Source organism: Alpinimonas psychrophila (assembly GCF_014137865.1).
GTDB classification, from domain to species: Bacteria; Actinomycetota; Actinomycetes; order Actinomycetales; family Microbacteriaceae; genus Alpinimonas; species Alpinimonas psychrophila.
In genome coordinates this window covers 960,585-974,737 of record NZ_JACGWU010000001.1, presented here as the reverse complement: position 1 = coordinate 974,737, position 14,153 = coordinate 960,585, and the positions used below count along the sequence as shown (strand labels likewise).

At 61.3% G+C, this 14,153-nt stretch carries 15 protein-coding genes; 5 read left to right on the top strand and 10 right to left on the bottom strand.

Annotated elements, in window-relative coordinates; genetic code table 11:
• The 3 genes from FB555_RS04605 to FB555_RS04595 form a co-directional block, all read right to left on the bottom strand.
• On the bottom strand, nucleotides 1-500 hold a 500-nt coding region (locus FB555_RS04605; RefSeq protein WP_182484212.1), incomplete at its 3' end, for an ABC transporter ATP-binding protein.
• A 141-nt stretch (nucleotides 501-641) separates the two neighbouring features.
• Nucleotides 642-905, bottom strand: coding sequence for a type II toxin-antitoxin system RelE family toxin (locus tag FB555_RS04600; protein ID WP_182484211.1), 264 nt, complete (start codon nucleotides 903-905; stop codon nucleotides 642-644).
• Nucleotides 902-1,177: a type II toxin-antitoxin system Phd/YefM family antitoxin gene (locus FB555_RS04595; protein WP_182484210.1), complete on the bottom strand. Its 276-nt coding sequence runs from the start codon at nucleotides 1,175-1,177 to the stop codon at nucleotides 902-904. The genes FB555_RS04600 and FB555_RS04595 overlap by 4 nt, the downstream gene beginning before the upstream one ends.
• A gap of 67 nt (nucleotides 1,178-1,244) precedes the next feature.
• Here FB555_RS04595 and FB555_RS04590 point away from each other — a divergent pair, with 67 nt between their 5' ends.
• The 5 genes from FB555_RS04590 to FB555_RS04570 all read left to right on the top strand — a co-directional run bounded on the left by FB555_RS04590 (nucleotide 1,245) and on the right by FB555_RS04570 (nucleotide 5,658).
• Nucleotides 1,245-1,868 (top strand): NAD(P)H-dependent oxidoreductase, encoded by a 624-nt coding sequence (locus FB555_RS04590; RefSeq protein WP_182484209.1) that lies wholly within the window; start codon nucleotides 1,245-1,247, stop codon nucleotides 1,866-1,868.
• A gap of 252 nt (nucleotides 1,869-2,120) precedes the next feature.
• Nucleotides 2,121-2,420 carry an Asp-tRNA(Asn)/Glu-tRNA(Gln) amidotransferase subunit GatC gene (gene gatC / locus FB555_RS04585; RefSeq protein ID WP_182484208.1) on the top strand — a complete coding sequence of 100 codons (300 nt, stop codon included), beginning with the start codon at nucleotides 2,121-2,123 and terminating at the stop codon, nucleotides 2,418-2,420.
• Entirely contained in the window at nucleotides 2,420-3,928 is a 1,509-nt protein-coding gene (gene gatA, locus FB555_RS04580) for an Asp-tRNA(Asn)/Glu-tRNA(Gln) amidotransferase subunit GatA (RefSeq protein WP_182484207.1), read from the top strand. The genes gatC and gatA overlap by 1 nt, the downstream gene beginning before the upstream one ends.
• Nucleotides 3,928-5,430, top strand: coding sequence for an Asp-tRNA(Asn)/Glu-tRNA(Gln) amidotransferase subunit GatB (gene gatB, locus FB555_RS04575; RefSeq protein ID WP_182484206.1), 1,503 nt, complete (start codon nucleotides 3,928-3,930; stop codon nucleotides 5,428-5,430). The genes gatA and gatB overlap by 1 nt, the downstream gene beginning before the upstream one ends.
• 60 nt (nucleotides 5,431-5,490) lie before the next feature.
• Nucleotides 5,491-5,658 (top strand): hypothetical protein, encoded by a 168-nt coding sequence (locus FB555_RS04570; RefSeq protein WP_182484205.1) that lies wholly within the window; start codon nucleotides 5,491-5,493, stop codon nucleotides 5,656-5,658.
• 237 nt (nucleotides 5,659-5,895) lie between these two features.
• Here FB555_RS04570 and FB555_RS04565 read toward each other — a convergent pair whose 3' ends face one another.
• The 7 genes from FB555_RS04565 to FB555_RS04535 form a co-directional block, all read right to left on the bottom strand.
• Complete coding sequence (locus FB555_RS04565; protein WP_182484204.1) at nucleotides 5,896-6,648, bottom strand: SDR family NAD(P)-dependent oxidoreductase; 753 nt, start codon at nucleotides 6,646-6,648, stop codon at nucleotides 5,896-5,898.
• 77 nt (nucleotides 6,649-6,725) lie between these two features.
• Nucleotides 6,726-7,616, bottom strand: a complete 891-nt coding sequence (locus tag FB555_RS04560; RefSeq protein ID WP_182484203.1) for an HAD-IIA family hydrolase — start codon at nucleotides 7,614-7,616, stop codon at nucleotides 6,726-6,728.
• The gene (locus tag FB555_RS04555) at nucleotides 7,613-9,223 is read right to left on the bottom strand and encodes a biotin carboxyl carrier protein (protein ID WP_182484202.1); all 1,611 of its coding nucleotides are present in this window, start codon (nucleotides 9,221-9,223) and stop codon (nucleotides 7,613-7,615) included. Before FB555_RS04555 ends, FB555_RS04560 begins: the two co-directional genes overlap by 4 nt.
• Nucleotides 9,220-10,650 (bottom strand): ATP-binding protein, encoded by a 1,431-nt coding sequence (locus FB555_RS04550; protein ID WP_182484201.1) that lies wholly within the window; start codon nucleotides 10,648-10,650, stop codon nucleotides 9,220-9,222. The genes FB555_RS04555 and FB555_RS04550 overlap by 4 nt, the downstream gene beginning before the upstream one ends.
• Nucleotides 10,647-11,165 carry an acetyl-CoA carboxylase biotin carboxyl carrier protein gene (locus FB555_RS04545; RefSeq protein WP_182484200.1) on the bottom strand — a complete coding sequence of 173 codons (519 nt, stop codon included), beginning with the start codon at nucleotides 11,163-11,165 and terminating at the stop codon, nucleotides 10,647-10,649. Before FB555_RS04545 ends, FB555_RS04550 begins: the two co-directional genes overlap by 4 nt.
• Nucleotides 11,162-12,280 carry a PEP/pyruvate-binding domain-containing protein gene (locus tag FB555_RS04540; RefSeq protein WP_182484199.1) on the bottom strand — a complete coding sequence of 373 codons (1,119 nt, stop codon included), beginning with the start codon at nucleotides 12,278-12,280 and terminating at the stop codon, nucleotides 11,162-11,164. Before FB555_RS04540 ends, FB555_RS04545 begins: the two co-directional genes overlap by 4 nt.
• On the bottom strand, nucleotides 12,280-14,148 hold the full coding sequence (locus tag FB555_RS04535) for a PEP-utilizing enzyme (RefSeq protein WP_182484198.1): 1,869 nt from the start codon (nucleotides 14,146-14,148) through the stop codon (nucleotides 12,280-12,282). Before FB555_RS04535 ends, FB555_RS04540 begins: the two co-directional genes overlap by 1 nt.
• Nucleotides 14,149-14,153: the final 5 nt, after the last annotated feature.

Sequence of the window (14,153 nt, the reverse complement as noted above, 5' to 3'; positions counted from 1 at the left end):
CTCTGCGGATCCAGGCCCGCGGTCGGCTCGTCGAGAAAGAGCAGGGCCGGTTGGTGGATGAGAGCACGCGCAATATCAACCCGGCGCATTTGGCCCCCCGAGAGAGAACCGTAGGGCTTGTCGAGAAAATCACCGATATCGATCATGCTGGCCAGTTCGTTGATGCGGCGGGTACGCTCGTCGCCCGTGATGCCATAAAACGCGGCCCGGTCGGCGAGATTCTCTTTGACCTTCAGCGTTGGGTCGAGCAGTGACGTCTGGAAGACAACCCCAATTTCGCGGCGGATGTCATCGTCGTCGCGACCAACCCGGTGGCCGGCAATCTCCATCGTTCCGGAATCTGGGGACAACACTGTGGTCAGGCAGGAGATTGTCGTGCTCTTACCCGCACCGTTGGTGCCGAGGAAAGCGAGGACGCTCCCGGCCTCAACCTCGAATGACAGGTCTTTCACCGCCTTGATGGAGCCATAGCTCTTAGATAAGTGGTCTACCCGAATCATGTTCTGAATTCCCCCTGGAAGCCGACTGTCGCGATGCCGAAGCGGACTTTTCCGTCAGCGGCCGGTTTTTCGACCGGGCTCGGTCAAGCCAATTTTAGCCCGCTGGAAGCTTCGGCACCTTAGGCAAATTGACGAGATTTTCTAGCGAGATTCGTAAATCTCGCGGCGATGACCGAGTCGCAAGACGAGCACAATCAAGTGGTCGTCATGAATCTCATAGATGATGCGGTAGTCGCCCGTCCGAACTCGCCACTCGCCAGAGCCACCGACGAGCTGAATCCCCTTGGGAGGCCGTGGATTCTCTGCCAAAAGGTCGAGTGCTCCCTGAACTCGGCGGCGAACCGGAGCATCGAGTTTGCGAAGTTGGCGTTCGGCGGCAGGTGCGATTTTAACCGAGTAGGTCATGCGAGGCCGAGGTCTGCCTTCACCGTCTCCCAAGGCGTCGGTTCATTTTGTGTGCGCCGCATTTCTTCCCGAGATTCTTCAGCGGCACGTATGTCAGCCATGTCTTCGGCCAATTCGATCAGACGCTCCAAATCGTCGGCATCGATGACGGCGGCAACCCGCTGGCCCCGCCGAGACAGGTATACGGGTTCGTGCTCGGCGCGAACGCGGTCGATGATTGCCGCGAGCTGGTCGCGTGCATCTGAGACGGTGACGGGGGCTGTGATCGACATGTATAAATTGTACGTTTACAGCAAGCTTTGTACAAGAGTGCCTTAGAAGTACAAGTAGTCTAATTGCATGATCTCAAGTCAACCCATGAAGCGGATTGCCGTCATCATCGGGCATCCGATTCCCGGGAGTTTCAGTCACGCAATAACTGACGCCTATGTCGCTTCCGCTCGTGCCCATGGGGCTGAGGTTCGCATCCTTGATCTTGCCGCCATTGCATTTGAATCTGTGACCCACGACCGACGTGACCTCAAAGTCGCCGGGCTGGAGGACACAGTGCGTCTCGGTCCGGAAATTCACGACATGGCCGAAACTATTGATTGGGCCGAACATTTCGTTTTTGCCTACCCCGTCTGGTGGGGAACCTACCCCGCTGTACTCAAGGGCTTTTTTGATCGCGTTTTCTTGGCTGGCTTCGTTTTTGCCAATAAGAAGGGTACGGCCTGGAATAAGTTCCTGACTGGCCGAACAGCGCGGGTATTCATCACGATGGATGCGCCAGCTTTCTTCGACAAAATCTGGTACCGCGGTGCCAGCGCCGCTTCGCTCAAGTTCCCCATCCTTTGGTTTGTAGGAGTCAAGACCAAGGGCATCACTCGGTTTGACCGCGTTCGTTTCAGCACCTTGGAACGTCGCTCCGCCTGGTTGCTCAAGACAGCAGAGCTGGCACGCAAGGACGCATCGGCAAAGTAGAACTCCCTCCCGAGCAGTGCTCGCATCCACTGGTCCTGGATGGCGGCCTCACTGGTTATTCCTTCGTCGACCCGTCACGGATGGTTCGCCCTGCGGCGAGTTGGACAGCCATCCGGGGAAACTCGATGTTGGTTGCGTCGAGTGCGGTCACCATTTACGCCCACTTGGTGACAAACGAGAATGATCGCTACCTCCCATCCGCTGCGTACACCCGGTGAACCCACCAACCCACACCGCGATAAACTTGAGATCATGTCTGACATCACCGCCGAACAGGTTCGCCATCTGGCCGGCCTCGCGCGAATTGACCTTTCCGAAGCCGAAATCGCGAGTCTGACTCTGGAACTCGGGCAGATTGTCGAAGCCGTTGCTTCCGTCTCGTCTGTCGCCACAGCCGATGTGCCGATCACGAGCCACCCCATTCCTTTGGTCAACGTCTACCGCGAAGATGTCGTCGCCGACGTTCTCGACACCGCACAGGTTTTGACGCAGGCCCCCGAACATGACGGCAGCCGTTTCAAGGTCTCCGCAATCCTGGGAGAAGAACAATAATGACGGATCTGATTCGCCACACCGCAGCTGAGCTCGCAACAGCTCTGGCCTCCGGAGCAACCTCGAGCGTTGAAGTAACGCAGGCCCACCTTGACCGCATCGCGGCCGTCGATGGCGCCGTTCATGCCTTCTTGCACGTCAACCCCGAGGTGTCACTGGCTGCCGCCAAGGCGTCGGATGCGCGTCGCAAGGCGGGCGACATCCTGAATGCTCTCGATGGTGTTCCTCTTGCCATCAAAGATGTGCTGGTCACCACCGACATGCCTTCCACGAGCGGCTCGCTCATTCTTCAGGGGTGGATGTCGCCCTACGACGCCACCGTCGTGACCAAGATTCGCGAGGCTGGCCTTGTGCCCCTCGGCAAGACCAATATGGACGAGTTCGCGATGGGGTCCTCCACCGAGCACTCGGCTTATGGCCCCACGCATAACCCGTGGGATCTTGACCGTATCCCTGGTGGTTCCGGTGGTGGTTCGGCTGCAGCTGTTGCTGCCTTCGAGGCCCCCTTTGCGCTGGGCTCCGACACCGGCGGCTCGATTCGTCAGCCCGCTCACGTCACGGGAACCGTCGGTGTGAAGCCCACCTACGGTGGTGTCAGCCGCTATGGCGCGATCGCGCTTGCCTCCAGCCTCGACCAGATAGGACCCGTGTCCCGCACGGTTCTCGACTCGGCGCTGCTGCACGACATCATCGGCGGTCACGACCGCCACGACTCCACTTCGCTGCGCGATGAGTGGCCCTCCATGGCCGAGGCCGTGCGCAACGCCAACGTGAAGGGCCTTCGTATCGGGGTCGTCTCCGAACTCGATGGCGAGGGCTTCCAGCCCGGCGTCCTCGCTCGTTTTCACGAGGCGCTTGCTCTTCTCGAAGCAAACGGTGCCGAGGTTGTCGAAGTCAGCTTGCCCAGCCTGCAGTATGCCGTTGCCGCGTACTATCTGATTTTGCCGGCTGAGGCATCCAGCAACCTGGCCAAGTACGACTCGGTTCGCTTCGGTATGCGCGTCAACCCCGTGGGTGGTGGCACGGTCGAACAGGTCATGGCCGCGACCCGTGAGGCTGGCTTTGGCGCCGAGGTCAAGCGCCGCATCATTTTGGGAACCTACGCACTATCGGCCGGTTACTACGACGCGTACTACGGCAGTGCCCAGAAAGTGCGAACGCTCGTGCAGCGCGACTTTGACGTCGCGTTTGCCAATGTGGATGTGCTTGCCTCACCCACGGCCCCCACCACGGCGTGGAAACTCGGCGAGAAACTGGATGATCCCATGGCCATGTGGCGCGGCGACATCGCGACCATTCCCGCCAACCTTGCCGGCATCCCGGGGATGTCATTGCCCGTTGGTTTGGCCCAAGAGGACGGTCTGCCCGTGGGTATTCAGTTCTTGGCTCCCGCTCGCGCGGATCACCGCCTCTACAACGTGGGTGGCGCCCTCGAGTCTCTCTTGGAAGAAAAGTGGGGCCACACTCTCCTCAGCCAAGCTCCCGTTTTGATGGAAGGTGCCCGCTAATGGCGAAGGCAAAACTCATGGACTTCGATAAGGCTCTCGAGCTGTTCGAACCGGTCCTCGGCTTTGAAGTTCACGTCGAACTCTCCACCAAGACCAAGATGTTCTCGGCCGCCCCCAACAACTTTGGTAGCGAGCCCAACACCAACATCACGCCCACCTGTCTCGGGCTCCCGGGCGCGCTTCCCGTGGTGAACGAGCAAGCCGTGCGCTACTCGATCAGTTTGGGTCTCGCGCTCGGCTGTGACATCGCGCCGTCGTCAACCTTCGCTCGCAAGAACTACTTCTACCCTGACCTCGCCAAGAACTACCAGATCTCGCAATTCGATCAGCCCATTGCTATCAACGGCAACGTCGAGGTGGAACTGGCGGATGGCCGCCTCTTCCAGATTGATATCGAGCGTGCTCACATGGAGGAAGACGCCGGCAAGCTCACCCACGTGGGCGGTTCGGCCGGCCGGATCCAGGGTGCCGAGTATTCGCTCGTCGACTTCAACCGTGCGGGAGTTCCTCTCGTCGAAATTGTCACCAGAATTATTTACGGTGCCGAAGCGGATGCTCCTGAGCTGGCCAAGGCCTACGTCTCCACCATTCGCGACATGGTGGTGGCCCTCGGCATCTCTGACGCGAAGATGGAGCGCGGAAACCTGCGTTGCGACGCCAACGTGTCACTCAGCCCCCGTGGCAGCGGCACGCTCGGCACGCGTACCGAGACCAAGAACGTCAACTCGCTGCGTTCGGTCGAGCGTGCGGTTCGCTACGAGATCCAACGTCAGGCGGCAATTTTGGCCGGCGGCGGCACCATCACGCAGGAGACGCGCCATTGGCATGAAGATACCGGAGCTACCAGTGCCGGTCGCCCCAAGTCTGACGCCGATGACTACCGGTACTTCCCTGAGCCCGACCTTCTCCCTGTTGTTCCTGCCCCCGAGCTCATCGAGGAACTGCGTGCCGCGCTTCCCGAGAAGCCTGCCGAGCGTCGTCGTCGCTTGAAAGCTGACTGGAACTTTAGTGACCTTGAATTCCAGGATGTCGTGAACTCCGGCCTCCTGAATGAAATCACCGAGACGGTCGCTCAAGGCGCCTCGCCGCAGACCGCGCGCAAGTGGTGGACGGGCGAGATTGCTCGTCTGGCCAATATCGCCGATGCCGAGCCCACCTCGCTCGTCACACCGGCACAGGTTGCCGAACTTCAACTGCTGATCGACGATGGCACGCTGACCGACCGTCTGGCTCGCCAGGTACTCGAGGGTGTCATTGCCGGCGAGGGTTCGCCGCGCGAGGTTGTCGATGCCCGTGGTCTTGCTGTTGTCAGCGACGACGGTGCTCTCATCGCCGCAATCGACGAGGCCCTGAAGTCCCAGCCCGACGTTCTCGAGAAGATTCGCGAGGGCAAGCTACAGGCAGCCGGTGCCGTCATTGGTGCAGTTATGAAGGCAATGCAGGGCAAAGCTGATGCGGCTCGTGTGCGTGAACTCGTGTTGGAACGCGCCGCCGCCCTCTAAACTAAAACCAGTGATTCACCGCTTGAGCGGATGGCCACAAAAGAATTCAAGGAGAACATTGTGAGAGTCATTATCTTCCTCATCGCACTGGGACTGCTCGGTGCCAGCCAGGGCCTCTTGGCAGCGGCTTTTGAGTTCCCCGAGTTCGGCGGAGTGATCTTCTTCTCCGGCATCCTGGTGTTCTGCCTGGCGCTCGCCATCCCGTTCCACATGATGCGTCGCCTCTAACAACTACTTTCTAAAAGCAAAGGCACCGTCGTCCCTCTCGGGAAACGATGGTGCCTTTACTGTTTTTGCCGATACACCGCGAAATCTGACCGAGCGTCGGTGGCGTCCCGTCGAGACTCCACCAAATCCGGGATGTCGCGAAAAAAGTCGGACAACATGGGGTCTCGACGCAGGTGGCGTTCGTGAGGTCGGATTTGGTGCGGTCTCGGCGAAAGGGAGGCCTCGGCAAAAGCGGGGCTAGCGAGCGGTGTAACCGCCGTCAATGAGGTAGTACCCCCCGGTGATGAAGGATGCGCGGTCTGAAAGCAAGAAGCACACGAGTGCCGATACTTCCTCTGGTTCGCCGAGGCGCCCCATAGGGTGAGATGCCGCGAGTGCGGGCAGGGCTTCGTCGGGGAGATTGGCCAGCAGGGGCGTCTTGATGAAAGCGGGGCCGACACTGTTGATACGTATGCCCTGATCGGCATATTCGAGAGCGGCATTTTTGGTGAGGCCCACTACGCCGTGTTTGGCGGCGGTGTAGGCGGCGGGAACGCCGACCACGCCGATGGAGCCGAGGACGGAAGACATATTTACGATGGCTCCGCCGCCGGAAGCCAACATGGCGGGGATCTGGTACCGAAGGCCATAGGCAACACCGTTGAGGTTCACATTGATCATGTGGTTCCACGCCTCAAGATCGAGGTCCCCGACGAGAGCACTGGGGGTTCCAATTCCGGCGTTGTTGACCGCCAGCGTCAGCTTGCCGAAGGCCTTGACGGTCGCGGCAACGGCCGCCTCCTGCTCGGCCGGTGACGTCGTGTTGAGGGGCAGAGCAATCGCTTGCCCGCCGGCCGTCGTAATCTGGGTGGCGATTGCGTCGGCATTGGCGAGGTTCACGTCGGTCACAGCGACGGCCGCCCCGAGCGAACCAAGTTCGAGGGCGATAGCCGCACCGAGTCCCTGCCCCGCGCCGGTGATCAGGGCAACGTGTCCATCAAATGCCGTCATGACTATTCCTCCATTGGAATGTTCGGGTGTTCTCAGTGATCGGGATGCTGTTGGCGCGCTGTCGCTAGCGGATTTTCCTAGTGCGACGTGAGAGCGTGCGCTTTGTCGGCCTCGGTAAACATGTCGACGAGTTCGCTCATGCTGTTGATCACGATTTCGGGAGCAACATCGGCGGGGGCTTCGGCCAACCTGGCCAGCGTGCTGGTTCCCGTGAGGACTAACCCAGCGAGGGCACCAGCGCGGCGTGCCATGGCGGACTCCAAGTTGATGTCGTCCCCGATGACAAGGATCTCTTGGGGGCTGGCTCCAAGAACCCGGCTCACGACATCCATTGCCTCAGTCGACGGCTTGCCCAAAATGCTGTAGGGCACGCCCGTGACGTGCGCCAGGCCTGTCACGATGAAGCCAGAAACGCCGACGTTCAGGCGCTCGTGCGAGGCAAACATGGGGGCGTCGGAGGTGCAGAAGAGTTCGGCACCGCCCACAATCGCTTCGGCGGCAATCTGCAGTTTTGCCCGCCCAAAGTCAATATCCCAGCCGATGACAACGGCTGCCGCATTGGTCGGAGTGCCCGCAAAAGCTGATTCCAGATCGACAACGTTGAGCCCACGTTTGTGGAAGTCGTGCAGAACGCCCTCGCCCCCAAAGACGAGGAGGGGCTTGTTGCCGAAGCGTTCCTTCATGACCTCGGCGGCCACAACGGCCGGGGTGAGTACTTCTTCGTCCCGCACGTCAAGACCGAAGTCGCGCAGGAGTTGCGCGATGTCTTCGGGCTTCTGAGCGCTGCCGTTGGTGAAGACACACACCGTGCGACCGGTGGCACGAGCCTGGTCGATGGCTTCTTTGGCGCCGGGGAGAACGGAACCGCCCTGGCCGCTGGGGCCATCCGAGATGACAAGGCATCCGTCAATATCAAACATGATGCCGCGCACGCGAGCGAGGCGGGCAAGGATTTCTGGGTTGGTCATTTTGTTTCTCCGGTGGTCGGGCGCTGAAGGGTAATGCTCTGGCCGGCGAAGTTGACGGCGAGATATTTCCAGTCGGGAAGGGTGTTGGCGGCCGCGATAAAGGTGGCCGCGTTGGTAACAGGGGCGGTGGTTCCAGATGCGTTGGCACGGGATGCACGCGAACCGGCTTTCCACGCGGGCGCGGGCCCGGAGGCGAGCATGCCATCGAGTTGTTCGGCCGGCAGCACGAGGCGAAGCATCAGCTCCTCCTCGGTCAGAGCGCGGCCAAACTTGGTCGCGTATTCGGTGTGCAACTCTTCGAGAGACTTCTCGACCACGGGGACCGACAGCTCCTTGGAGCGAGGCATGTCGGCGACGCGCTGCAGCACCTCAGGCAGAATGGAGCCCTCGGGAGTGCCGAATTGGCCGAGGACGAACTTGAGCACCTCGTCGGGGATGCGGCTATATCGTTCCTGGCCACTGCGCTCCGCGAGCACGTTCATCAGAGCTTGACTGCCGACGAACTGGCTGAACGGGGTGACCATGATGGGGTAGCCGAGTTCGCCACGCACGCGGCCGGCTTCCTCGATGACCTGAGGCAGGGCATCCAGCATGCCAATCTCGCTGAGCTGGCGTTTCATGGTGCCCATCATGCCGCCGGGAACCTGGTGCACGTGAAAGCTGAGGTCGTATTCGCTGGGAGCGCCGGCCTTAAGACCTTGCGCATCCGCGAACGATTGCAACATCTCCGCGGCAGCCGCGGCCGCCTCGCGATCGGCGTCAACGGGAATGCCGAGGGCATCGAGGTTAGCCACGAGGTGTTCGAAGCTGGGCTGGGCAGTGCCGTTGGAGAGGGGGCCGAGGCCGGTGTGCAACACGTCGATACCGAGTTCGGCGCCGACGAGGTACAGGTGCGGTGCAGCGCCCGTGGTGCAGTGACTGTGCAGCTCGAGGGTCTTTTTTCCGGCGGCAACGCGCATGACGGGAACGAGTTGGCTCACGCGTTCGGCGGTCAGCAACCCCCCGGGATCCTTGAGGTAAATGCTGTCGATGAAGGGGGAGTTCGCGTAGGCGAGCGTGTTGCTGCGGTAGCGATCATCGGTGTGCACGGGGCTCTCGGTGAAGACGACGGCCGCGACGACCTGCTCGATGCCCTCTTCCTTGGCCCACTGCGCCACCCGCAACGTGATGTCCACGTCGTTCATGGGTTCCGCAATTTGCAGACGGCTCAGACCGTGCTTGGCCATGAGGCGCAGGGACATGCGAAACACGGTTTCGGAGGCCTTCTCCCACGACATGAAACGCATTCCGGTCGTGATGGCGGCCAGGTGCGTGTTCGGCATGGCGGCACGGGTGCGCGAGATGCGCTCCCACGGGTTCTCGTTGTGAAACTTGACGCCCATCGAGAGGTTCGTCGAGCTGGTGAAGTCGAGGGCTTCGAGGCCAACCTGATCGAGCAAAGGCCCAACTGCTTCGACCATTCCAGTGGTGATTCCGGCGGCAGCCCAGAGGCTCTGGTTGCCATCGCGCACGCTGGTGTCAACAATGCGGATGGGGCGGCGCTTCGAGAAATCGGCTTTGCCGGCGAGGTGGGGTGCGGCGGCCGCTGGCCAAGGTTCGGTGGTCATGAGGTGGCTCCGTTCGAGTGGTTTTCCCAGACGGGAGCGAACCACGAGGTGGGCACTTGGCCGCGGATAAAGTCGGGGTGCGCGAGCACGAAGTGGTGCATCGGTAGCGTGGTTTTGATGCCCTCGATGCGCGTGTTGGCAGCAGCCGAGGCAATGGCGGCGACGGCAGCGTCACGGTTGTGAGCGCGCACGATGAGCTTGGCCATCAGGCTGTCGTAGTAAAGAGGGAACCGGTAGCCGGCCTCAATTTGCGTGTCGACCCGGATGCCGGGACCTCGTGGCCACGAAACGGCTGTGATGTCACCGGAGTTCGGGCGAAAGTCTTCGTTGGGGTCCTCGGCGTTGAGGCGCAACTCGATGACGGTCGCCGGGGGAACGGGCGGTACATCCGGAAGCTCAGGATCAAGCCCCAGTGCCAACCGAAGCTGGGCGGCAACGAGGTCGACGCCAAAGGCCTCTTCGGTAACCGGATGCTCGACCTGAATGCGCGCATTCACCTCGAGAAAGACAACGTCATCGCTGAGGGTATCGACGAGAAACTCGACGGTTCCGGCACCGCGATACTTGAGGGCGATGACGAGCGCACGCGAGGCGTCGTGCAAAATCTTGCGCCGGACATCCGTCAAACCGGGGGCCGGGCACTCTTCGATGAGCTTCTGGTGCCGACGCTGCACGGAGCAGTCGCGGTCACCAAAGATCTGAACGCCGCCCTCGCCATCGCCGAAGACCTGCACCTCAACGTGTCGGGCAGAGCCGTAGTAGCGCTCGAGATAGAGGGCACCGTTTCCGAAGGCGCCGAGGGCCTCGGCGGCAGCCTGAGGAACGAGAACGGCAAGCTGTTCGGAGTTTTCGACGAGACGGATCCCGCGACCGCCGCCACCATGAATAGCTTTGATGAGAAGGGGGTAGCCGATGCCGTTGCCGAGTGCGACGAGGGCTTGCACGTCATCCACGTCATCAATTTCGACGCCGGCAGCGACAGGAACGTTGGCGGCAATCGCAACCTTGCGGGCACTGCCCTTGTCGCCCACGGCGCGCAGGGTTTCGGGGCGAGGGCCGACAAAAGCGATTCCTTCTTCAGCGAGAAGTTCGGCCAAGTGGGGTTGTTCACTCAAGAATCCATACCCCGGATGCACGGCAGCAGCACCGACATTGACGGCGGCCTGGGCCACCTGTTCGGGGCGGAGGTAGGAGGCTCCCGCAGGGGAGGCGCCGATCACGACAACGCGATCGGCCATGCGGGCGGCAGGAGAATCGGCGTCAATGACGCTCGCGGCAAGCACGGGGCTCGCGCCGATGCGCTTGGCGGCAGCGATGATGCGCACGGCGATTTCGCCACGGTTTGCAATGAGAATGACGGGGCGTGTGTCAGCCGCATCTTCCTTTAGTTCGGTGGCAAGCGCGTCAGGAGTTGGGATGGAGCTCATGAAGCATCCACGGTGATCATGGCGAGGCCTTGACCAAACTCAACGGCGGCAGCGTCCTCGGCGAGGAACACGGTGATGACGCCGGCCTTGCCCGCAGTGATGGGGTTCATGAGTTTCATGATCTCGATGATGCCGATGGTGGTGTCGGCCTCGACGTGGTCACCGGGCTCGATGAACGCGGGAGCTCCGGGGGACGGGCGGCGGTAGAAGACACCGATCATGGGGGCATCGATGCGGTCGCCAACGGGGACAACCGCGGCGGGTGCGGCGACGGGGGCTGCAGCCAGAGGGGTGACAGCGATACCAACGGGTGCGGCGGCAACAGGAGCAGCAAGTGCAGCAAGAGCGGCAACCGGCGCCGAAACCGCGGCCCCACCATCCTGAAAGCCAGCAACGTTGGAGAGTCGAACGGAGACGTTACCAAACTGCACGCTGGCCGACTCGTAATTGCTGTCGTTCAGCTGCGTGACGAGGTCGAGTAGGTCTTGCCAGCTGGGGTTCGTGTCGGCGCTCATGAGGTTGCTCCTTTTGTCACGGTGGACATGAAGCCCATCAATCCGCTTGTGCTCGATGTCTTGGCCGCTGCGGCCTTTTCTTCTTTTCGCTTTTTCCAGTTGGTCTCGGGGCGCGACTGCAACAGCATGACGGTGCTACTGCCGTCGGTGTTGTGCTCCAAAGCCCACTCGATGTCTTGCGGGCAGCCGTAGTGCTTCTCGACCCGCAGGGCGATCTCGGCCAGGGCGATGACATCCACTTCAGAGAGGCACGCGATGTCTTGGCGTTCCACGGGAATATCCTGCAGCACAACGCCGACACCACTCGCAGCCGGCACGTATTCGTGCAACTTGTGAGCCACGCGCGTGGTCGTGATTTCGGGCCCGATCTTGTTCAGCCAATACTCGTCGGGCGTCACTTCGCCCGACACAACCGACTGGCCAAGACCCCAGCTCGCGTTGATGGCGATGACCGAGCGGTCACCGGTGCGAGGGCTGACGGTGAAGGTGACCCCGGCAACGTCGGCATCAGCCATGAGCTGAACGGCCACCGAGATCATGGAGGCGTCGTGGGCATCCACATCGTCCATGCCGTGACGGTAGGCAATCGCCTGAGGCGAATACATGCTTGCCCAGCACTCGCGCACTTTGGCAATAACGTCATCCTCGCCCACGACCCAGAGATAAGTCTCCTGCTGACCGGCGAAACTGGCGGCATCGCCATCCTCATCGACCGAGGAGGAACGCACGGCGACGGGAATGTTATCCGTGTCAGCAAGACCTCGACGCTGCGCGGTCTCCCGCGACAGAGCCAGATAGGCCGAGCGGATGTCCTCTTCAATCGTTCCGGGAAGCGGGTGACTCAGCACGAGTTCCACGGCCTTGTCATGAGCTAACTGCAGGGCGGAAGCACTCGTGGCATCGACGGCCTGCACGAGGTTTTTAAGCTCCTCGCGCAGGGTCGAATCGTCACGGTAGTCCTCGAACGCGTCTACGGTGACCGCGAACCCGTCCGGCACAGGAAGCCCGGCCGACACAAGTTCACCCAAACTGGCGCACTTTCCTCCCACGCTGGGGCGGTCAGCGGCAACAAGCTGGCCAAACGGTTTTGTGTAGGGCCCAGCAGTCATATTCATTAGTTGATGACCGGGATTTCGTTCAGGATGGTGACGGTTCCGGCATTCCCATCGACACGGATGAGCTGGCCCGTTTTGATAGTGGTCGTACCGAATCCGGTTCCCACAACGGCGGGAAGGCCGTATTCGCGGGACACGATGGCGGCGTGGCACATGATGCCACCGATGTCAGAAACGGCGGCGCGGATGCGACCGAAGACCGGCGTCCAGCTCGGGCTCGTAACGGGAGCGACGAGAATCTCGCCCTCCTTCACGGTGTCGAGTTCATCGGGGCGCAAGACAACGCGAGCGAGACCCTCGGCGATGCCGGGAGAAGCTGCGAAGCCACCCAGTTCGGTCTTGCTGGCGCCACCTTCTTGAGCGGTGAGCCAACGATCGACTGTCTCCGGGGTGATGCCCCAGAGCATGATGGTGAGGGGTTCGCTGACGTCCTTGGGCACAGGGCCGAGCGCGGGAGGTGGGTTCCACGCGGAAAGTGCGGCGTAGATTTCCTTGCGGCGCTTGATGACGGCGGGCCAGTAGTAACCACCCTGAGGGGTTCCGCCGGAGGCCCAGGCAACCTGCAAGTCGATGACAGCTTCGACGACCTCGGCGCGACGCAGGAAGAAGATGTCGTTCTGATCTTCCCAGAAACCCCACTCCACGAAACGCTGGCCGAACTCGCGAACCTTGTTCCAGAACTCTGTCAGGAACCAGTGCTCGATGTAAAAGTTGTGGTTCTCGACGTAGGGGAACACCGTGCGCGAGAGGCCGAGGGCCTCGTCGAACGACGCGACATCTTCCTCGTCGAGAAGACCGCGGTAGTGAGTAACGAGTTCATCGCGCTCGGTCTGCAGCTTCTCGATGGGGCGCGAGAGGTCGTCGCCCTTGCGCAAGCGGTGGATGTAGTCGCCGATGCCCTGAATTGGCATGGACATGTCATCAATCCAGCTGCGGTGCGAGTGGTACATGCCACTGCCGTTAGAAAAGTAGAACCAGGGGTTCTTGGCTTCATCGAGGGCCGCGAGCCATTCGTCTCCCGCGGCGGACCCGCTGAGACCGGCGATGAGGTCTGCTTCGCTCTTGGCGGTGAAGATGATCTCGCTGACGCCGAGCTTCTCCGAGAGGCGAGCGAGCTTTCGCAGCTCGTCATCGGGACGGAAGAGGAGAACGTCGACGCCGGAGACCATGCGCGAAATTGTCTGGTCCTGGAGCTCGGGGAAGTGCAGCTTGCACAGCAGCAAGAACTGGAGGTAGGCGGCATAGCCGAGGTTCAAGAACTCGGAGTGCAGGGTCCAAATCTGGTCACCGGCAGCAATGAGCTCGAAGTAGTTCTCGAGCAGGCGGTTGGCCTGAGTGGCGCCGCGGGTCTTCGTGACGAACTCGAGAGGCTCGAATTCGGTGAGGAGCGGAACCTCAATGCTCTTAACCGCCGAGATGGCGTTCTTGACGCGGACCTCCCAGTCGGCGTAGAGGTCGTTCCAGTTCTGGAAGTAGTGGCCGGCTCGGGGGCCGAATTCTTCGGCGCGACGCTGCAACTCTTCGCCTTCGGGGCTGGGGAGCGCGCTCATGTAGGTGTAGCCGTTGACCACGCGAACGTCGAGGCCCTTTGCGGGCGGTAATGCGTAGATCCGAGTGTTGGTCACGCCGGTGCCGGCGAACGCGCAGTCAATCGTGATCTGGTCGAAGGGGTAGGACACCTCGGGAAAGTGGAGCGAGTTTCTAAACCACGTCTTGGCACCGTCTTCTTTACGGCGGCCGACGATGAAGAGGTTGTGGTAGGCGTAGAGGTCTTGCCAACCTTCGGCGCCGGCGGGCGTCTCAATCTCGTAAGGGTCGGGAAAGCTTCGCTCTACTGTGGGGTTCGTTGCGTTTTCGTGGCCGGACATGCCTG

Bases quoted from the DNA above. Each gene is read 5' to 3' on its own strand.
- FB555_RS04600 (WP_182484211.1), bottom strand. From the start codon at position 905: ATGACCTACTCGGTTAAAATCGCACCTGCCGCCGAACGCCAACTTCGC.
- FB555_RS04550 (WP_182484201.1), bottom strand. From the start codon at position 10,650: ATGAGCTCCATCCCAACTCCTGACGCGCTTGCCACCGAACTAAAGGAA.
- gatA (WP_182484207.1), top strand. From the start codon at position 2,420: ATGACGGATCTGATTCGCCACACCGCAGCTGAGCTCGCAACAGCTCTG.
- FB555_RS04565 (WP_182484204.1), bottom strand. From the start codon at position 6,648: ATGACGGCATTTGATGGACACGTTGCCCTGATCACCGGCGCGGGGCAG.
- FB555_RS04535 (WP_182484198.1), bottom strand. From the start codon at position 14,148: ATGTCCGGCCACGAAAACGCAACGAACCCCACAGTAGAGCGAAGCTTT.
- FB555_RS04545 (WP_182484200.1), bottom strand. From the start codon at position 11,165: ATGAGCGCCGACACGAACCCCAGCTGGCAAGACCTACTCGACCTCGTC.
- FB555_RS04560 (WP_182484203.1), bottom strand. From the start codon at position 7,616: ATGACCAACCCAGAAATCCTTGCCCGCCTCGCTCGCGTGCGCGGCATC.
- gatB (WP_182484206.1), top strand. From the start codon at position 3,928: ATGGCGAAGGCAAAACTCATGGACTTCGATAAGGCTCTCGAGCTGTTC.
- FB555_RS04590 (WP_182484209.1), top strand. From the start codon at position 1,245: ATGATCTCAAGTCAACCCATGAAGCGGATTGCCGTCATCATCGGGCAT.
- FB555_RS04555 (WP_182484202.1), bottom strand. From the start codon at position 9,223: ATGACCACCGAACCTTGGCCAGCGGCCGCCGCACCCCACCTCGCCGGC.
- FB555_RS04540 (WP_182484199.1), bottom strand. From the start codon at position 12,280: ATGAATATGACTGCTGGGCCCTACACAAAACCGTTTGGCCAGCTTGTT.
- gatC (WP_182484208.1), top strand. From the start codon at position 2,121: ATGTCTGACATCACCGCCGAACAGGTTCGCCATCTGGCCGGCCTCGCG.
- FB555_RS04595 (WP_182484210.1), bottom strand. From the start codon at position 1,177: ATGTCGATCACAGCCCCCGTCACCGTCTCAGATGCACGCGACCAGCTC.